Source organism: Streptomyces omiyaensis, from assembly GCF_014650895.1.
Classification (GTDB): domain Bacteria; phylum Actinomycetota; class Actinomycetes; order Streptomycetales; family Streptomycetaceae; genus Streptomyces; species Streptomyces omiyaensis.
Window position 1 is genome coordinate 136956 of the sequence record NZ_BMVV01000014.1, and the last position, 17539, is coordinate 154494.

At 74.9% G+C, this 17539-nt stretch carries 18 protein-coding genes; 7 read left to right on the top strand and 11 right to left on the bottom strand.

Translation table 11 applies throughout. The features are described from left to right. The first annotated feature begins 1 nt into the window (after position 1). Complete coding sequence (locus IE287_RS23090) at positions 2-643, top strand: TetR/AcrR family transcriptional regulator (protein WP_189851055.1); 642 nt, start codon at positions 2-4, stop codon at positions 641-643. Positions 644-655: 12 nt separating this feature from the next. On the opposite strand, the gene IE287_RS23095 is transcribed toward IE287_RS23090, so the two are convergent. After that, positions 656-1258: an ankyrin repeat domain-containing protein gene (locus IE287_RS23095; protein ID WP_189851056.1), complete on the bottom strand. Its 603-nt coding sequence runs from the start codon at positions 1256-1258 to the stop codon at positions 656-658. Positions 1259-1642: 384 nt separating this feature from the next. Between IE287_RS23095 and IE287_RS23100 the strand changes: the two genes are divergently transcribed. The 4 genes from IE287_RS23100 to IE287_RS23115 all read left to right on the top strand — a co-directional run bounded on the left by IE287_RS23100 (position 1643) and on the right by IE287_RS23115 (position 5271). Beyond that, positions 1643-2311: an aspartate/glutamate racemase family protein gene (locus IE287_RS23100; RefSeq protein WP_189851057.1), complete on the top strand. Its 669-nt coding sequence runs from the start codon at positions 1643-1645 to the stop codon at positions 2309-2311. Positions 2312-2441: 130 nt separating this feature from the next. Then, complete coding sequence (locus IE287_RS23105; RefSeq protein WP_189851058.1) at positions 2442-3923, top strand: chlorohydrolase family protein; 1482 nt, start codon at positions 2442-2444, stop codon at positions 3921-3923. 91 nt (positions 3924-4014) lie between these two features. Continuing rightward, entirely contained in the window at positions 4015-4413 is a 399-nt protein-coding gene (locus tag IE287_RS23110; RefSeq protein ID WP_189851059.1) for an SH3 domain-containing protein, read from the top strand. Positions 4414-4497: 84 nt separating this feature from the next. Further along, on the top strand, positions 4498-5271 hold the full coding sequence (locus IE287_RS23115) for a glycosyltransferase family 2 protein (RefSeq protein ID WP_189851060.1): 774 nt from the start codon (positions 4498-4500) through the stop codon (positions 5269-5271). Positions 5272-5325: 54 nt separating this feature from the next. Here the strand turns inward: IE287_RS23115 and IE287_RS23120 are convergent, their stop codons facing one another. The 9 genes from IE287_RS23120 to IE287_RS23160 all read right to left on the bottom strand — a co-directional run bounded on the left by IE287_RS23120 (position 5326) and on the right by IE287_RS23160 (position 14338). Then, the gene (locus tag IE287_RS23120) at positions 5326-6432 is read right to left on the bottom strand and encodes an amidinotransferase (RefSeq protein WP_189851061.1); all 1107 of its coding nucleotides are present in this window, start codon (positions 6430-6432) and stop codon (positions 5326-5328) included. A 112-nt stretch (positions 6433-6544) separates the two neighbouring features. Continuing rightward, a complete protein-coding gene (locus IE287_RS23125) occupies positions 6545-6934 on the bottom strand; it encodes a VOC family protein (RefSeq protein WP_189851062.1) in 390 nt (129 codons plus the stop codon). Between the two features lie 183 nt (positions 6935-7117). After that, complete coding sequence (locus IE287_RS23130) at positions 7118-8092, bottom strand: Gfo/Idh/MocA family oxidoreductase (RefSeq protein ID WP_189851063.1); 975 nt, start codon at positions 8090-8092, stop codon at positions 7118-7120. A gap of 2 nt (positions 8093-8094) precedes the next feature. Beyond that, positions 8095-9399, bottom strand: a complete 1305-nt coding sequence (gene ligA, locus IE287_RS23135) for a protocatechuate 4,5-dioxygenase subunit alpha (RefSeq protein ID WP_189851064.1) — start codon at positions 9397-9399, stop codon at positions 8095-8097. Positions 9400-9424: 25 nt separating this feature from the next. Next, positions 9425-10345, bottom strand: coding sequence for an amidohydrolase family protein (locus IE287_RS23140; protein WP_189851065.1), 921 nt, complete (start codon positions 10343-10345; stop codon positions 9425-9427). Between the two features lie 9 nt (positions 10346-10354). Next, the gene (ligK, locus tag IE287_RS23145; protein ID WP_189851066.1) at positions 10355-11044 is read right to left on the bottom strand and encodes a 4-carboxy-4-hydroxy-2-oxoadipate aldolase/oxaloacetate decarboxylase; all 690 of its coding nucleotides are present in this window, start codon (positions 11042-11044) and stop codon (positions 10355-10357) included. Positions 11045-11072: 28 nt separating this feature from the next. Further along, positions 11073-12098 (bottom strand): amidohydrolase family protein, encoded by a 1026-nt coding sequence (locus tag IE287_RS23150; RefSeq protein ID WP_189851067.1) that lies wholly within the window; start codon positions 12096-12098, stop codon positions 11073-11075. A gap of 53 nt (positions 12099-12151) precedes the next feature. Continuing rightward, positions 12152-13360 (bottom strand): 4-hydroxybenzoate 3-monooxygenase, encoded by a 1209-nt coding sequence (locus IE287_RS23155; RefSeq protein WP_189851068.1) that lies wholly within the window; start codon positions 13358-13360, stop codon positions 12152-12154. A 210-nt stretch (positions 13361-13570) separates the two neighbouring features. Then, positions 13571-14338: an IclR family transcriptional regulator gene (locus IE287_RS23160; protein WP_189851069.1), complete on the bottom strand. Its 768-nt coding sequence runs from the start codon at positions 14336-14338 to the stop codon at positions 13571-13573. 79 nt (positions 14339-14417) lie between these two features. Here IE287_RS23160 and IE287_RS23165 point away from each other — a divergent pair, with 79 nt between their 5' ends. After that, entirely contained in the window at positions 14418-15125 is a 708-nt protein-coding gene (locus tag IE287_RS23165; RefSeq protein WP_189851070.1) for a substrate-binding domain-containing protein, read from the top strand. Between the two features lie 67 nt (positions 15126-15192). On the opposite strand, the gene IE287_RS23170 is transcribed toward IE287_RS23165, so the two are convergent. Continuing rightward, positions 15193-16149, bottom strand: a complete 957-nt coding sequence (locus IE287_RS23170; protein WP_189851071.1) for a GlxA family transcriptional regulator — start codon at positions 16147-16149, stop codon at positions 15193-15195. A gap of 89 nt (positions 16150-16238) precedes the next feature. On the opposite strand from IE287_RS23170, the gene IE287_RS23175 reads away from it, so the two are divergent. After that, positions 16239-17171, top strand: coding sequence for an NADP-dependent oxidoreductase (locus tag IE287_RS23175; RefSeq protein ID WP_189851130.1), 933 nt, complete (start codon positions 16239-16241; stop codon positions 17169-17171). The last annotated feature ends 368 nt before the right edge of the window (positions 17172-17539 follow it).

The following is a 17539-nucleotide window of genomic DNA, read 5'->3' on the forward strand; positions in this document are numbered from 1 at the left end:
CATGAGCAGCCAGCCCGACGACGGCCACAGCCGCGAACGCATCCTGGCGGCCGCCACCCGGCTCTTCGCCGAGCGCGGTTACGACGCCACCGGCACCCGTGCGATCGGCGAGGCGGTCGGGCTCAACATCGCCACGGTCGCCTACCACGTCGGCGCCAAGCCCGAGCTGTACCGGGCCGTGATGCGCCGCGCCCACCTGGCGCAGCGGGAGGCCGTCACCGCCGCCCTCCACCAGCTGTCCGCCTGCGGCGCCACCCCGGCCGAGACCCGCGCCGGACTGCTCGCCTTCGTCGACGCCTATCTGGCCTTCTGCCTCGACCACCCCGAGGTCCCGGCCCTGTGGATGCGCCGCTGGCTCGACGAGGGCGCCGAACTCGCCGAGATCGAGACCGAGTTCGCCGGACCCCTGGTCGCCGAGGTGGCCGCCGCCGTGCGCGCGGTCCTCGACCGCGCGGGCCTCGGAGCCGGAGCCGACGTGGAGCTGCTGGTCTTCACCATCGTGTGGACCGCCCACTCCTTCGGCCAGGCCGGTGTCATCGACGCGTCGGGCCGCCGCCTCGGCCCCCGCGACCTCCCCACCCTCGACCGCTTCCGCCGCCACCTGCACGCCGTGGTCACCGGGGTCCTGGACCGCGAGGGCTGACCCCGGCCCGCGTCAGCGGACGGCGCCGAGCAGCCCGGAGATCTCCCGGAAGCCACGGCGCTCGGCGTGCCGCAGCGGCGTGACCCCGTCGTGGTCCGGGAGGTGGGGAGCGGCGCCCGCGCTGATCAGCAGCTCCACGATCTCCTGGTAGGCGGCGGTGCCGTCCCCGAGGATCACCGCCTCCAGCAGGGCGGTCCAGCCGAGCCGGTTGACGTGGTCGACGTCGATGTCGGTGGCGCGGAGCACGGCCCGCACGTAGTCGACGTGGCCGCGTTCGGCGGCGGGGATGAGGCTCGTGCCCCCGAAGCGGTTGGTGAGCGTCACGTCGGGCGCCGGATCGGCGGTCAGCAGCACCCGCATCATCGGGACGCTGCCGGTCACGCCGGTGATCAGCCACGGCGTGTCCTCGCGGTCGTCCCGCGCGTTCGGGTCGGCGCCGGCCGCGACCAGCGCCCCGGCGGCCGCCACCCGGTCCGCCGCCGCGGCGAGCAGCAGCGGGGTGCGGTCGTGCTCGTCACGGCGTTCGAGGCCGGCGCCGCCGGCGAGGGCCGCGCGCACGGCGCCGGCGTCGTCGTGCCGCACGGCGGCCCGGAGGGCCAGGTCGGCAGGGGGCATGGGGGGTCCTCTCTACGGGCCCGGGGAGGGGTGGGCGGGAAGGCGAGAAGGGTGGGGGCGGGAAAGGGGAAAGGGGTGGGAGATCCCGCCCCGGACGCCCCGGGTGGTCCGGACGCCCCGGGAGGCTGTCACGCCGTTCCGTCCCGGCCTCCATCCTGGACGCGTCCCCGGCCCCGCGCGGTCGGCCCGGCGGCCGGTTCCGCGGCCCCGTCCGGCGGACCGCCGGGTCGGCCGATCGGACGACCCCGGCCTCCTCGGTCTGGTATACCGTCGGTCGGGCGCCCTGGCCCCGCAGACCCGATCGGCCGCTTCCGCCCGCCCGGAGCCCGCCCGCCGGCCCGTCGCCACCGGCGGCGCCGAAACGACCGACAAGGAGACCGGCGGATGGCCCTCGTGGCCCTGATCAACCCCAACACCGACGAGGCCACCACACGGATGATGGCGGCCATCGCCCGCCGCACCCTGTGCCCCCGGGACGGCCACGAGGTCCGCGGCGTCACCGTCGCCGCCGGCCCGCCGATGCTCGTCGACGAGGAGCTCCTGCGCGCCTCCGTCCCGCACGTCCTCGACGCGGCGGACCGCCTCCTCGGAGGAGCCGACGGAGCTCGCGTGGCCGCCGTCGTCGTCGGCGCGTTCGGCGACCCCGGGGTCGAGGAGCTCCGCGCCCGCACCTCCGTCCCCGTCGTCGGCATCGCCGAGGCCGCCCTGCGCGCGGCCGGCGTGGGCGGACGCCGCTTCGGCATCGCCACCACCACCCCGGGCCTGGCCGCCGCGATCGACGCCCGCGCGGCGCGCCTGGGCTGGTCCCGTCAGTACACCGGCGTCCGCCTCACCACCGGCGAGCCCCGGCGGCTCGCGGCCGACCCGGCCGCGATGATGGACCGGCTGGCCGAGGCCGTCGACCTCTGCGTGCGCCGGGACCGCGCCGAGGCGGTCGTCATCGGCGGCGGCCCCCTCGGCGAGGCCGCCGAAGCCCTCCGCCACCGCTTCCCGGTCCCCGTCGTCGGCCCGATCCCGGCGGCGGCCGGAGAGGTCCTGCGCCTCCTGCGGTGACCGCCCGCCACGGAACCGGACGGCGACCGCCCCCGCCCACCCCTCGCGGCCTCCCTGCCCCCGTCTCCCCTGTCTCCCGCCGTTTCCCCTCACCCCCCTCACCCCCCTCGACCGCCTTCGGAGCGCCCGCATGAAGACCCTCGTGACCGCGAGCCACGTGATCGGCTACGACCCCGGGACCGACGACCACGTCCTGCTCCGCGACGCCCAGGTGGTGTACGAGGGGAACCGGATCGTCCACGTGGGGCACGGTCACGACCCCGCCGCGTGCGACGAGGTCCTCGACGCGGGCCTGGCGCTGGTCGGCCCGGGCTTCGTGGACCTGGACGCGCTGGCGGACATCGACCACGCGCTCCTCGACACCTGGCACGCGGACGGCCGGGGCCTGCAGTGGTCGGAGGAGTACGCGCTCCGGGGTCCGGTGCCGGTGTTCGACGCGGAGGACCGCGCCTTCCTCCGCGCGTACGCCCTCACCCAGCTCGTCCGCAACGGCATCACCACGGCGATGCCCATCGCCGCCGAGACCCACGGGGAATGGGCGGAGACGTACGACGACCTGGTGAGCGTCGCCGACAGCGCGGCCCGCATCGGTCTGCGCATGTACCTGGGTCCGAGCTACCGCGCGGGCGTCCCGGTGGTCACCCCCGACGGGGAGCGGGCGATCCACTGGCGCCCCGAACGGGGGGACGAGGGCCTGGCGGAGGCGGTGCGCTTCGTCCGCGACGTCGACGGCGCCCACGACGGCCTGATCCGGGGCGCGCTCCTGCCCTGCCGCATCGAGACGCTGACGCCGGAGCTGATGCGGGCGACGGCGCGGGCGGCGGAGGAGCTGGACTGCCCGGTACGGCTCCACTGCCTCCAGGGCACGGGCGAACGGGAGGAACTGGCGGGCCGCCACGGCACCACCCCGCTCGGCCTGCTGGAGGAGACCGGCCTCCTGGGCCGGCGGCTCCTCGTGCCGCACGCGGTCTACATCGGTGGCCACAGCCAGGTCGAGGCGCCCTACGCGGGGGAGCTGGACGCGCTGGCCCGGATCGCGGGGATCGTGCACTGCCCGCACACGATGGTCCGCTACGGCGCCGCGCTGGAGGACTTCGACCGCTACCGCGCGGCCGGGGTGAACATCGCGATGGGCACGGACTCCTTCCCGCCGGACATGATCCGCAACATGGACTACGGCACCAACCTGTCCAAGCTGACCACCGGCCGCCCGGAGGCCGGCAGCGCCGCCGACTACTACCGCGCGGCCACCCTCGGCGGCGCCAGGGCCCTGGGCCGCGACGACCTCGGCCGCCTCGCCCCGGGCGCCCTCGCCGACCTGGTGGTGGTGCGCCTGGACGGCCCGCGCACGGGCCCGGTGGACGACCCGATCCGCACGCTCCTGATGAACGCCTCCGGCGCGGACGTCGACACCGTGGTGATCGACGGCCGCACGGTCCTCGCGGCCGGCCGCGTCCCGGGCGTCGACGAGACGGCCTGGCGCACCCGCGCCCAGGGGCTCTTCGACCGCATGAAGAACGCCTACGCCGGCCGCGACTACCGCCACCGCGCCACCGAGGAGCTCTTCCCGGACTCCTTCCCCGCCCCGGGCTCGCCCGGACCGGCCGCCTGAGACCGGCCGCCCGGGACCGGGCCCCGTCCCCCGTCGGGGTGGTCGTGCCGCCGGGCCCGTGACCCGGCGGGGCGCGGGCGGTTTCCCGGGCATGCGCATGACGTCGATGCTCGGGGTGGTCCTGACGGCCGTGGTCCTGGCGGCCGTCGCCCCCGCGGCCCCCGAAGGCTCCGCCCCCTGTGGCCACGAAGCCGGCGAAACGGTTCACCTCCGTACCGCTCCGAGCGGTGCCCGCCCCGCCCTGGGACGGCTCCGCCCCGGCGACGCCGTCACGGTCCTGCGCCGGTCCGGCGACTGGTACCACGTGACCGCCGGCACCGGCACCGGCTCCCGACCGGCCGTCCGCGCCGGGACGGAGGGCTGGGTCCCGCTGCGGCACATCAGGCCGCGCGCCTGCGCCCCCGGGGACGGCCGTCCGCACCCACCTGCGCCGACGCCCCCGGAGCCGCTCCGCCCCACCGCCCGGCAGGCGGAAGCCCCGGGGCCGTGACCGCCGGGACCGTCCGCATTGGGTTCCTCCCCGGTCACGGTGCTTGAATGGAGCCTCGTTCCCGGTCTGGCAAGGAGATCTGCTGTGCCCCTGGTGTCTGTCGTGATGCCCGTGTTCAATTCGGCGGCCACCCTCGGCGCAGCCGTCCGGTCGGTACTGACGCAGACCCACAGCGACCTGGAGCTGCTGATCACCGACGACCGGTCCTCCGACGACTCCATGGACCTGCTCCGCGCGTTCGCCGCGCAGGACGAGCGCGTCCTGGTGGAGTCGGCGCCCGAGCAGGGCGGCGCCGGCCGGGCCCGCAACCTCGCGATCGAGCGGGCCCGCGGCGACTACGTCGCCTTCCTCGACAGCGACGACATGTGGCTCCCGGAGAAGACCGAGAAGCAGCTCGCCTTCGCCGCCGCGGGGACCGCGCCCCTGACGTTCACCTCGTACTTCAAGATGGACGCCGACCACGCCGGCGAGAGCACGGACTGGGTCCCGAACGGGCGGGTGGTCGAGGCGCGGGAGCACGTGGACTACCGCGCGATGCTGGTCCGTGACCACATCGGCGCCCTCACCGCCATGTACGACCGCAAGGTCCTGGGCACGAGGCTGATGCCGGAGATGCGCAAGCGCCAGGACTACGCCCTGTGGCTGTCGATCATGCGGGACGGCGCCGACGCGCGCGGACTGACGGAGCCGCTCGCGGTGTACCGGGCCCACCAGGCGGGCTCCCTGTCCTCCAACAAGCTGTCCCTCGTGCAGTACAACTGGGCCCTGTACCGGGAGCACGAGCACCTGTCGGTCCCGCGGGCGACGCGGGCCCTGGCCGGCGCGACCTGGCAGTCGCTGCGCAACTCGCGCATCTAGGACCCGGCCGCCGGTCTCCTCGTCCGGACGAGGAGACCGGTCCTTCCCCGGGGATCAGAAGGTGTAGGACCGGAGCGTGCCCCGGCGCCGGACGTCGAGGGTGGCGCAGTGGAAGGATCCCCCGAAGGGCGCGTAGTGCATCAGCCCGCACGGCACGGGCTCGAACCCCCAGCCCTCCAGGGCGCGGAGCATGCCGGTGTGGTGCCGTTCCGCGACGACGCGCTTCTCGTCGAGCATCAGCACGTTCATGCTGAGCCAGCGCCCGCACATCGACGTGATGCCGAGCAGCGGGTTCCGGATCGGGTCGGGCTCGGGGGCGACCAGCACCTCCCAGGAGTCCAGCACCTCCGGAAGCCGGTCCACGTCCACGTACTCGGGGTTGACGAGGACCTTGCCGGGCGCCAGCGGCAGGAAGGTCGTGTCGATGTGCATGGGGGTCCGGCAGCGGCTCTCGATCTCGTGGATCCGGTAGCCGGGACCGAGGTGGCGGCGCAGCCACGCGATGCCGGACAGGTTGGTGACGTTGCTGCGGGTGACGAACAGATCGCGCCCGGCGCGTACGAAGTCCGCCGCGTCGAAGACCGGTTCGGCCTCCGTCAGCAGGTAGCGCATCGCCTCGCCCGGACCGGGCGTCCGGTAGCCGGGGTCGAAGAGCGCGTCCGTCAGCCGCGGCTTCGGCGCCGCGGTCCAGCGGGCGCCCCGGCGGTGGTACTCCTGGAGGAGGGACCGGTAGGCGTGCGTCTCGAAGTAGCGGCACGGCCAGGCCATCGGCGCCTCGATGATCTCCTCGCCGACGACGAGCATGCTGTCGCGGGGGCAGGCCGTGCAGAACCCGCGCGAGGACCAGCCGGGTGCCCCGAACCTGCGCCGCTGGTCCACCGGGTCGGGGCGGCGCACGACGACGCCCAGCGACCGCAGCAGCTCCACGAACCCGTCCAGCTCCTCCTGCGCGGGTCCCAGCATCGCCCTCGGGTAGCGCCGCCCCGCGGCCAGCCCGAGCAACCGCCCCACGCCCCGCGGCACGTTGCAGGTGACGGCCGGATGGCGGGAGGGGAACCGCGCTCCTTCCAGGCGCCCGACGACGACCTCCTCCAGGGGGTCCCACTCGTTGTGGGCGCTCACCGGGGACCCGCCCCGGCCGGGATCCGATGCGAGTGCCATGCCGGTCCCCTCTCCTGGTCATCCGGCGACTGCCCCGGCTCGCCCCGTCCATGCCCCGGCCGCCGGGAGTGGACCGGGGCGCCCGTCGGACGGGCGGCGACGGGCCCGGGAGCTACCCCCGGGCCGGGTGGCCGGCGCGGTCCGAGTCGCTGCGCAGGACGCAGAACTCGTTGCCCTCGGGGTCGGACAGGACGGCCCAGCCGGTGCCGTCGGCGTTCCGGTGGTCGCCGGTGAGGGTGGCGCCGAGGGCCAGGAGGCGCTCGACCTCCGCGTCACGGGTGGACGACGGGCGCAGGCACAGGTGGATCCGGTTCTTGACCGTCTTCGGCTCCGGCACCTCGTTGAAGTAGAGGACCGGGCCCCCGGGCAGCAGGACCTGCGTCTCGCGGGCGCCGGGCGCGTCGTCCGGATCCAGCGGAGCGCCGGTCACCTCGCTCCAGAACCGCGCCAGCCCATAGGCGTCCGCACAGTCCACCGCCACGTTCTGCACCATCGAGATCATGCCGGTGATCCTGCCCGACCGCCGCTCCCGTCGCCACCCGCTCCGCTCGGCCCCGGGCCGCCGGGGCGTCGGGGCGTCGGGGCGTCGGGGCCGGCGGTCGCGGCGGGCCCCCCGCCGCCGGACCCGCGTCTCGGCCCGCCCGTCCGCGGCGCTCCGTGCCGATCCCGCCGGACGACGGCCCGGTCACGGGGCCGTGACCGCTCCGAGCTGCTCCTCCAGCGCCGCCAGCGTCCGGTAGCACGCCAGCACCTGGGCGACGGAGGAGCGGGGCTCGCGGCCCTCGCGGATCGCGGCGACGAACTCCCGGTCCTGGAGCTCGATGCCGTCCGTCGACACGTCGACGCCGCTGACGTCGATCGGCTCCTCCCTGCCGGTGAACAGGTCGTCGTACCGGGCGACGTACGTGCCGGTGTCGCCGATGTAGCGGAAGAACGTGCCCAGCGGTCCGTCGTTGTTGAACGACAGCGACAGGGTGCAGAGGGCGCCGTTCGCCGCGCGCAGCTGGACCGACATGTCCATCGCGATGCCCAGCTCTGGGTGGACCGGCCCCTGCATCGCGTGGGCCTGCACGATCGGCGACCCGGTCTGGTGGGCGAAGAGGTCGACGGTGTGCGCGGCGTGGTGCCACAGCAGGTGGTCGGTCCAGGAACGCGCCTCGCCGAGCGCGTTGAGGTTCTCCCGGCGGAAGAAGTAGGTCTGCACGTCCATCTGCTGGATGTGGAACTCGCCGGCGTCGACGCGCCGCTTCACCCACTGGTGGCTGGGGTTGAAGCGGCGGGTGTGGCCCGCCATCGCGACGAGCCCGGTGCGCTCCTGCGCGGCCACGCACGCCTCGGCGCCGGCGAGCGAGTCGGCGAGCGGGATCTCGACCTGCACGTGCTTGCCCGCCTCCAGGCAGGCCAGGGTCTGCGCGGCGTGCAGCTGGGTGGGGGTGGCGAGGACGACGGCGTCGACGTCGTCCCTCGCGAGCACCTCGTCCAGGGAGGCGGCGGCGTGGCCGATGCCCTGCTCGGCGGCGAACTTCCGCGCGCGGTCGAGGCTGCTGCTCACGACGGCGGCGACCTCGACGCCCTCGATCCGCCGCAGCGCGGCCGCGTGCTTGGCGCCGAAGGCGCCGCCGCCGGCCAGGGCGATCCGCAGGGTCCGGTCGTCAGTCATGCTCACTCCTTCACGGCGGGCTCTTCGGCCCGCGGGCGGTTTTCCAGGATCAGGTGGCCGACGGCCGTGTTGGACGCCGGCACGTGGTAGAAGCGGTGTTTGACCTCGATCCCGCCGGCGCCGTCGACGTCGCCCAGCGCACCGCGCGCGATCAGCCACATGACCAGCTCGATGCCCTCGGAGCCGGCCTCCTCCACGTACTCCAGGTGCGGGACCCCGGCCAGGCCGGCGGGGTCCTCGACGAGCCGGTCGAGGAAGGCGTTGTCCCACTCCCGGTTGATCAGTCCGGCACGCGGCCCCTGGAGCTGGTGGCTCATGCCGCCGGTGCCCCACACCTGGACCTTCAGCGGCCGGTCGTACGACTCGATCGCCCTGCGCAGCGCCCGGCCCAGCCGGAAGCAGCGGGCGCCGGAGGGGACCGGGTACTGCACCACGTTGACGTGGAACGGGATGACCTTGCACGGCCACGCCCCGACGTCGCCGAACATCAGCGACAGCGGCACGGTCAGACCGTGGTCGACGGGCATCTCGTGCGCGAGGGTGAGGTCGAAGTCGTCCCGTATGAGGGAGTGCGCGATGTGCGCGGCCAGGTCCGGGTCGCCCTCGACGGCGGGCACGGGGCGGGGCCCGTACCCCTCGTCGGCGACGGGGTAGGAGGCGCCGGTGCCGAGGACGAAGGTCGGGACCAGCGACTGGTCGAAGGCGCTGGCGTGGTCGTTGTAGACCAGGAAGACCACGTCGGGGACGTTCTCCCGCTCCCACGCCCTGGAGTACTCGTATCCCTCGAACACCGGCCGCCAGTAAGGCTCGTGGGTCTTGTCGTGGTCCATCGCCGCGCCGATCGCCGGGACGTGCGAGGTGAAGACGGCGGCGGTGACCGCCGCGTGTCCGGCCGGCGTCTTCGGGGCGTGGGCGGCCTCCAGGACGGCGTGGTCGATGCGGTTGCCCTCGACCGGGCGGCCGCCGCCGGCCATCATGGCGCGGTACTCCTCCTCGGTCATCCCGGTCATGGAGCCCGCCATCTGCTGGAACGAGAAGCCCAGTGTGGCGCCCCACTTGGCGAGGAAGTAGATGTTGCCGCCCTCGCGCATCGCCGCGTTGAGGTCGCGGTCGAGCAGCGCCCGCTTCTGTTCCTCCCGCAGCGGCCACGCGTCCAGGTAGGCGCGCTCGTCGGCGAGGTAGGCGGCACGGTTCTCCGCCGTCATCAGCGACATGCAGAACTGGTTGAGGTGGTAGCCCTTGGCCGACTGCTCGGAGTCGAAGACCGTGGTCCCCGGCACCAGCCTGTAGGTCTTGTCCAGCGTCATGCCGGAACTCCAATCGTGGTGGGGGTCAGTCCGCTTCGGGCCAGTACAGGCGGGTCGGGTTGTCGACGAGGAGCTTCTGCCGGAGCCCGTGCGTCGGAGCGATGTGCGGGACGAAGTCCACGAGCAGCCCGTCGTCGGGCATGTGGTCGGTGAGGTTGGGATGCGGCCAGTCGGTGCCCCACAGGACCCGGTCGGGGAACTCCTCGACCACCCGCCGGGCGAAGGGGACCACGTCGCCGTACGCGTTCCGCTCCCCGTCCAGGGCCGGCGGACCGCTCGCCGAGAGCCGTTCCGGGCAGGTGACCTTGCACCAGATGTCGTTCCTGGCCCGCAGGAAGTCCAGGAACGCCTCGAAGCCGGGCCCCTCCGGGTCCTTCGTGGTGTCCGGCCTGCCCATGTGGTCGACGACCAGTGGCACCGGTATCGAGAGGAGGAAGTCCCGCAGGTCCGGGAGGTCGGCCGCCTCGAAGTAGACGACGGCGTGCCACCCGTACGGTGCGATCTTCTCGGCGACCTCCCGCAGCTCCTGCCGCGGGGCCGCGTCGACGAGCCGCTTGACGAAGTTGAAGCGCACGCCGCGCACGCCGGCCTCGTGCAGTTCCCGCACCTCGGCGTCGGTGGCGTCGGGGCGTAGCGTCGCCACGCCCCGGGCGAGGCCGCCGGAGGCGCGCAGCGCGTCGACCAGGGCGGAGTTGTCGGCGCCGTGGCAGGTGGCCTGCACGATCACGTTGCGGGTGAAGCCGAGGTGGTCGCGGAGCGCGAACAGCTGCTCCTTGGAGGCGTCGCAGGGGGTGTACTTGCGCTCGGGCGCGTACGGGAACTCGTCGCCGGGGCCGAAGACGTGGCAGTGCGCGTCGACGGCCCCCTCGGGGAGGCGGAACCCGGGACGGCTCGGACCGGCGTACCAGTCCAGCCAGCCGGGAGTCCTCTCGAAACTCGTCGTCATCGCCGGCCCTCAGTCCTCGTACCGCAGTCCGAGCTCGGCCAGGGGGCCGCGCATGCCGTACAGGTCCAGGCCGAGCCTGCCCGCGCGGAACTGCGCGCGCTTGCCCTCCTCGTTCGCCTCCCGGGCGGCGGAGGCGGCGGCCACCTCGGCGGCCCGCTCGCGCGGCACCACGACGACGCCGTCGGCGTCCGCGACGACCGCGTCGCCGGGGCGGACGAGGGCGTTGCCGCAGACCACGGGCACGTTGACCGAGCCGAGGGTGGCCTTGACCGTGCCCTTGGCGTTGACCGCGCGGGAGAAGACGGGGAAGTCCATCCCCTCCAGGTCGGCGACGTCGCGGACGCCGCCGTCGATGACCAGGCCGGCGCAGCCGCGGGCGCGGAAGGAGGTGGCGAGCAGCTCGCCGAAGAAGCCGTCCTCGCTCTCGGTCGTGCAGGCCGCGACGACGACGTCCCCCTCCCGGATCTGCTCGGCGGCGACGTGCAGCATCCAGTTGTCGCCGGGCTGGAGGAGCACGGTGACGGCCGTGCCGCACATCCGGGCCGCGGGGTAGACCGGGCGCAGGTAGGGGCGCATCAGGCCGGCCCGGCCCATCGCCTCGTGGATCGTCGCGACGCCGAACCCCGACAGCTCCGCGACGGCCGCCGGGTCGGCCCGGTCGATCTTCGTGCGGACGACGCCGATCTCGGTGTGTTCCATGGGTGCTCCTCTTCCTGGCGGGCGGGGGTCAGCGGCCGGCCGCGGCGAGGCGCGCGGCGAGGCGGGGGTAGACGCGCAGGGCGTTGCCGGAGTACACGGCGGCGCGCTCCGCGTCCGACAGGTGCGGGGTCGCGTCGACGTACCGCCGCGTGTCGTCGAAGTGGTGGCCGGTGCGCGGGTCGACGTCGCGGACCGCGCCGATCATCTCGCTGGCGAAGAGGAGGGACCGGCTGGGCACCACGCGGGTCAGCAGGTCGACGCCGGGCTGGTGGTAGACACAGGTGTCGAAGAAGACGTTGTCGAGCAGCGTCTCCGGGTCCGGCCTCCCGAGCGCCGTCGCCAGACCGCGGAAGCGGCCCCAGTGGTACGGCACCGCGCCGCCGCCGTGCGGGATCACGAACCGCAGCGTCGGGAAGTCCGCGAACAGGTCGCCCTGCACGAGCTGCATGAAGGCCGTGGTGTCGGCGTTCAGGTAGTGCGCGCCGGTGGTGTGGAAGGCCGGGTTGCAGGAGGTGCTGACGTGGACCATCGCCGGGACGTCGTACGCGACCATCGCCTCGTACAGCGGGTACCAGCTGCGGTCGGTCAGCGGCGGCGCGGTCCACCGGCCGCCCGACGGATCGGGGTTGAGGTTGACCGTGACCGCGCCCAGCTCCTCGACGGCGCGCGTCAGTTCGGGCAGGCAGGTGGCGGGGTCCGCGCCCGGTGACTGCGGCAGCATCGCCCCGGTGGCGAAGCGGTCGGGGTAGAGGCCGGCGACCCGGTGGACCAGGTCGTTGCAGATCCGCGCCCACACCGAGGAGACGGCGAAGTCGCCGATGTGGTGGGCCATGAAGCTGGCCCGCGGAGAGAAGACCGTGAGGTCGCTGCCGCGCTCGTCCATCAGACGCAGCTGGTTGGCCTCGATCGCGGCGCGGAGGTCGTCGTCGGTGATGACGAGCTCGTCGGGGTCGGGGGCGGGTCCGCGGCCCTCGGCCGCGGCGATCTGCCGGTCGCGCCACCGGGCGAGCTGCGGCGGGGCGGTGGTGAAGTGACCGTGACAGTCGATGATCATGGGAACCTCGTGGGTCGTCGAGGGGGGCTGGGCCGTCCGGGCCGCAGGGGTGGTCAGCGGGTGGGGGTGGGCCAGCCGGTGTACTGCTCGGCGAGGTAGGTCCGGCCGGCGCGCGTGCCCACCACGTTGTCGAGCTCGCCCGCCTGGCGCCGCAGGTCGAACGCCGAGGCGCCGGGGGCGGTGTGGAGCAGCCGGGTCATCCAGTACGAGAAGTTCTGCGCCCGCCACACCCGCTGGAGGGCCCGCGGCTCGTACTCCGCGAGCGCGCTCCCGCCCGCCCCGCCGAGCGCCCGCGGCAGCACGTCCGCGAGGACCTTCACGTCGTGCAGCGCCAGGTTCAGCCCGCGGGCGCCGGTCGGCGGCACCGTGTGCGCGGCGTCCCCGGCGAGCAGCAGCGAGCCCCAGCGCATCGGCTCCTGCACGAAGGAGCGGAACCGCAGCACCGTCTTCTCGGTGATCGGCCCCTCCTCCAGGCGGAAGCCGTCCTCTCCGGCCACCCGCGCCTGGAGCGTCTCCCAGATCCGGTCGTCGGACCAGGCGGCGGCCGACTCGTCCGGGGCGCACTGGAAGTACATGCGCTGCACGGACTCGGTGCGCCGGCTGATCAGCGCGAAGCCGTGCGCGGAGCGGGCGTAGACCAGCTCGGGCGCGCTCGCCGGCGCCTCGGCGAGGATGCCGAACCAGGCGAAGGGGTACTCCGTGCCGTACCGCACCCGGTGGTCCTCCGGCACCAGGTCGCGGCACATGCTCCGCGAGCCGTCCGCGCCGACGACGTACCGCGCCCGCAGTTCGTGCCGGGTCCCGTCGGGTGCCGTGTAGCGCACCCGGGGGGCGTCGGTCGCGACGTCCAGGACCTCGGTGCCGCGGATCCCGAAGTGGACGGTGCCGCCGTCGCGTTCGCGCGCGTCGGCGAGGTCGGCGAAGACGTCCGTCTGGGGGTAGAGCCAGGTGGACGCGCCGACGAGCTCCTTGAAGTCGATGCGGTGCGGCAGGCCGGCCGACCGGACCTCGATGCCCTCGTGCTCGGCCCCGTCCCGCAGGACGCGGTCCGAGACCCCCGTCTCGACCAGGTCCCGGACCACGTCGGCCTCCAGGATCCCGGCCCGCTGGGTCGTCTCGATCTCGCGCCGCGTGCGGGTGTCGACGGCGACCGCCTCGACCCCGGCCCGGCCGAGCAGGTGAGCCAGCATCAGCCCCGCCGGGCCGGCCCCGACGATCGCGACCGGAACCGAGGCGACGGAGTCGACGGGAACGTCGGCCATGGCATCTCCCAAGCAGCTGTGAGCGTCCCGAACGGCTCGGAACGGTCCGAACGCTGCCAGCCCGCCCGTCCCTTGGTCTGCGGCGTTTCCGTCAGGCGGAAACCGGTCCGGAAACCGGTCGGGGACCCACCCCGGAAACCGGTCGGGAAACCGGTCGGGAAACCGGGCCGGGACCCACCCCGGAAACCGGTCGGGAACCCACCCCGCGACTCAGTCCGTCGTCCGGGTCCGCCTGCCGAGCTCGTCCGAGATCCCGTACGCGGCCCGCAGCAGCGGCTCGCGCAGCCCGCGCGCCCCGCCCGCGCCCCGGGCCGTGAACACGATCCCCAGCGCGGCGCTCACCGGGCCGGTCCGCCCGATCCGCACCGGCGCGGCCACCGCCACCGTGCTCTCCGAGAGCTGCCGGTCGCTGACGAAGACCTGCTCGCGCCGGATCCGGTCCAACTGCGCGCGCAGCGTCCCCGGATCGGTGACGGTGTGCGGGGTCCACGCCCGCTGCGGCGCGTCGAGGACCTCCTGCTGGATGTCCGCCGGCGCGTGCGCGAGGAGCACCCGCCCCATCCCGGTGGACCCGATCGGGAACCGGGTCCCGACCCCCGTCAGCAGTTCCACGGACCGGTGTCCGGCGATCCGCTCCACGAAGACGAGCTCGGTGCCCTCCCGCACCGCGAGCTGCACGTTCTCGTGGGTCGCCTCGTACAGGTCCTGCATGAAGGGCAGGGCCACGTCCCGCAGGATCTGGGTCCGGGGACACCCGGAGGCGATCTCCCAGAGCCGCAGCCCCACGTGCCACGCCCCGTCCTCGCGGCGCTCCAGCGCTCCCCAGGCGGCCAGTTCGCCCACCACCCGGTGCGTGGTGCTCACGGGCAGGCCGGTGCGCTGGGCGATCTCGGATAGTGTCTGCGCGGGATGTTCGCGGTCGAAGGCCGCGAGGACCTCCAGGACTTTTCCCGCCGCCGTGCTCCGGGTCGTGCTCACGCCGCCAGTCTCGCAGACCCGCGCCGTGCCACCGGGCCGTGCCCGCCCCATCCCTTTCCCCGTGACGTGAGGAGTCGACGTGCACCGCGAACTCGTGGGCCTGTCCTCGATGGCGACCCGCCCGATCCTGGCCGACCTGTGCGACCGCCTGCGGACCGCGCACGGGATCCCCGTGCGCTTCGAGTCCGCCGGCGGCGTGGAGGTCGCCCGCCGGGTGCGCGAGGGCGCCGGGGCGGACCTCCTCGTCCTCGCCGACGGGGCCGTGACCGCGCTCGCCCGGGACGGACTCCTGGTCCCCGGCACGGTCCGCCCGCTGTGGGTCTCCCAGGTCGTCGCCGCCGTGCCGGACGGCACCCCCCTCCCCGCCCTCGACTCCGTCGCCGACCTGCGCGCGGCCCTGGTGTCGGCCCGGTCCGTCGCCTACTCCACGGGACCCAGCGGCACCGCCCTGCTCGCCCTGCTCGACCGCCTCGGCCTGGCCGCCGCCCTCGCCGGCCGGCTCGTCCAGGCACCCCCGGGCGTGCCCGCGGGCAGCCTCCTGACCGAGGGCCGCGCCGACCTGGCCTTCCAGCAGCACAGCGAACTGATGGACCTTCCGGGCGTCGCGGTCGTCGGCCCGCTGCCTGGCGACGCGGCCGTCACCTCGCTCTTCAGCGCCGGCGTCCTCACCTCCTCCACCGCTCCCGGACGCGCCCTCGCCGCACTCGGCCTGCTCGCCTCCGACGAGGCGTCCCAGCTCGCCGGCGCGCGGGGGATGACCCCGGCGGAACCGGACGGGCGCGCCTGACGGGACGCGAGGGGAGGGCGGGGCAGCGGAGGGGCGGCGCCGTCCGTCCCGCCGGACCCGAGGGCCCTCAGACGGCCGGGGCCGCGCCCCGGAAGGTGCGCCGGTAGGCGAGCGGCGAGACGCCGATCGCCGCGTGCAGGTGCTCGCGCAGCGAGGTGCCGGTGGCGAAGCCGACCTGCCCGGCGATGTCGTCGACGGCGAGGTCGGTGGTCTCCAGGAGGTGCCGGGCCCGGACCACCCGCTGCTGGATCAGCCAGCGGCCGGGGCTCGTCCCGACCTCCTCGGTGAACCGGCGCGCGAAGGTGCGCAGGCTCATCCGGGCGTGCCCGGCGAGCTCGGTGAGCGTCAGCGGCTCGTGCAGGTTCTCCAGCGCCCACTGGCGGGTGGCCGAGGTGCCGTGCGCGGACTCCGGGGGCACCGGGTGCTCGATGTACTGCGCCTGGCCGCCGTCCCGCCACGGCGGTACGACGCAGGCGCGGGCCACGTGGTTGGCGACGGCGGTGCCGTGGTCCCGCCGCACGAGGTGCAGGCAGACGTCGACGCCGGAGGCGGCCCCCGCCGAGGTCAGCACGGAACCGTCGTCCACGAAGAGCACGTCCGGGTCCAGCGCCACCTCGGGATACCAGGACCGGAAGACGTCGGCGACGGCCCAGTGGGTGGTCGCCGGACGCCCGTCGAGCAGCCCGGCGGCCGCCAGCACGAAGGCACCCGTGCAGATCGAGACGATCCGCGCCCCGGGCCGGACGGCCGCGAGCGCCTCGCCCACGCGCGGGGGCAGCTCGCGCGAGAGGCGGGAGAGGTCGAAGGGCGGCAGGATCACCGTGTCCGCCGTCGCGAGCACCTCGGGCCCGTGTCCCACGGTGACGGAGAAGTCCGCGTTCGTGGCGACGGGGCCGCCGTCGACGGAGCAGGTCAGGACCTCGTAGCGGTCCTGGAGCGCGCCGAAGACACGGCTCGGGATGCCGAGCTCGAAGGGGTAGACGCCGTCCAGGGCGAGGACGACGACGCGGTGGACAGCGGTCATGGCACGATCCCGTCGGAAGTTGGCATTCATGCCATGGTACGACCCCGGGCCCCCGGGCGAGGCTGGGACGCATGACGAACCACGCCACCATGCGCGCCATCAGCCAGGACGTCCTCGGCACCCCCGAGGTGCTCAAGGAGGTCGTCCTGCCGCGGCCCGTGCCGGGACCGAGCCAGATCCTCGTCGCCGTCCGCGCCGCCGGTGTGAACCCGACCGACTGGAAGCACCGCGCCGAGAGCCTCTTCCTGAACCGCACGCCGCTCGTCCTCGGCTGGGACGTGTCCGGCGTCGTCGAGGCCGTCGGCTTCGGCGTCACCCTCTTCAAGCCCGGGGACGAGGTCTTCGGGATGCTGCCCTACCCGCACGGCGTCGGCTCCCACGCCGAGTACGTGACGGGCCCGGCCCGCGCCTTCGCCCTCAAGCCCGCCGGCATCGACCACGTCCAGGCCGGCGCCCTGCCGCTCGCCGCGCTCACCGCCTACCAGGCGCTCGTCGACACCGCCGGCGTCCGCGCGGGGCAGCGCGTCCTGGTCCACGCGGCCGCCGGCGGAGTGGGCCACCTCGCCGTCCAGATCGCGAAGGCCCGGGGCGCGTACGTCATCGGCACCGCCAGCGCCCCCAAGCACGACTTCGTGCGCGCGCTCGGCGCGGACGAGGTGATCGACTACCGCACCACCGACTTCCGCGACGCCGTCCGGGACGTCGACGTGGTGCTCGACCCGCTCTCGGGCGACACCCGCACCCGCTCCCTCGAGGTCCTGCGCCCCGGTGGCGTCCTCGTCTCGATCCTGCCGGGCGGCGACACCGACGAGGCCGCGAAGGCGGCGGCGCGCGGGGTGCGCGTGGAGACCCTCCTCGTCGAGGCCGACCACGCCGGGATGGACGCCGTCGCCGGGCTGGTCGCGGCCGGCGCCCTGCGCGCCCACGTCGAGGCCGTCTTCCCGCTCGAGGAAGCGGCCGAGGCGCACGCCCTGGGAGAGACGAACCGGACCACCGGCAAGATCGTCCTGACGATGACGTGAGCCGGGCGGGCGGCCGCGCGGGGGTGCCGTCCCCGCGGCCCCCGCTCCCCGCCCCCCGTGCCACCTCGCCGGAGGGGGCGCCACGAGGGAGCGCGTCCTCGGCCGGGGCGCGGATCGGCGCCGCGCGTTCGGCGCGCGGGACCCGGCGGCCGCCCTCGCGGGGCAGCCCGGCCGGCCGCGCCTCCGCCCCGTGCCGGATCCTTCCGGCCGCGGCGAGGTGCTCCCGCGCCCTGCCGGTCGGGACGACGAGCTCGCGCCCTCCGCGCGCGGGGCGGCGCCCGGCGCGCCCCCGCTCCTCCGGGCGGCCGACGATCCGGCCGGCGGCCTGCCGGGTGACCCCGGGGCGTTCGGCCGGCTCGCCGCCGGTC

Bases quoted from the DNA above. Each gene is read 5' to 3' on its own strand.
- IE287_RS23090 (WP_189851055.1), top strand. From the start codon at position 2: ATGAGCAGCCAGCCCGACGACGGCCACAGCCGCGAACGCATCCTGGCG.
- IE287_RS23095 (WP_189851056.1), bottom strand. From the start codon at position 1,258: ATGCCCCCTGCCGACCTGGCCCTCCGGGCCGCCGTGCGGCACGACGAC.
- IE287_RS23100 (WP_189851057.1), top strand. From the start codon at position 1,643: ATGGCCCTCGTGGCCCTGATCAACCCCAACACCGACGAGGCCACCACA.
- IE287_RS23105 (WP_189851058.1), top strand. From the start codon at position 2,442: ATGAAGACCCTCGTGACCGCGAGCCACGTGATCGGCTACGACCCCGGG.
- IE287_RS23110 (WP_189851059.1), top strand. From the start codon at position 4,015: ATGCGCATGACGTCGATGCTCGGGGTGGTCCTGACGGCCGTGGTCCTG.
- IE287_RS23120 (WP_189851061.1), bottom strand. From the start codon at position 6,432: ATGGCACTCGCATCGGATCCCGGCCGGGGCGGGTCCCCGGTGAGCGCC.
- IE287_RS23125 (WP_189851062.1), bottom strand. From the start codon at position 6,934: ATGATCTCGATGGTGCAGAACGTGGCGGTGGACTGTGCGGACGCCTAT.
- IE287_RS23130 (WP_189851063.1), bottom strand. From the start codon at position 8,092: ATGACTGACGACCGGACCCTGCGGATCGCCCTGGCCGGCGGCGGCGCC.
- ligA (WP_189851064.1), bottom strand. From the start codon at position 9,399: ATGACGCTGGACAAGACCTACAGGCTGGTGCCGGGGACCACGGTCTTC.
- IE287_RS23140 (WP_189851065.1), bottom strand. From the start codon at position 10,345: ATGACGACGAGTTTCGAGAGGACTCCCGGCTGGCTGGACTGGTACGCC.
- ligK (WP_189851066.1), bottom strand. From the start codon at position 11,044: ATGGAACACACCGAGATCGGCGTCGTCCGCACGAAGATCGACCGGGCC.
- IE287_RS23150 (WP_189851067.1), bottom strand. From the start codon at position 12,098: ATGATCATCGACTGTCACGGTCACTTCACCACCGCCCCGCCGCAGCTC.
- IE287_RS23155 (WP_189851068.1), bottom strand. From the start codon at position 13,360: ATGGCCGACGTTCCCGTCGACTCCGTCGCCTCGGTTCCGGTCGCGATC.
- IE287_RS23170 (WP_189851071.1), bottom strand. From the start codon at position 16,149: ATGACCGCTGTCCACCGCGTCGTCGTCCTCGCCCTGGACGGCGTCTAC.
- IE287_RS23175 (WP_189851130.1), top strand. From the start codon at position 16,239: ATGCGCGCCATCAGCCAGGACGTCCTCGGCACCCCCGAGGTGCTCAAG.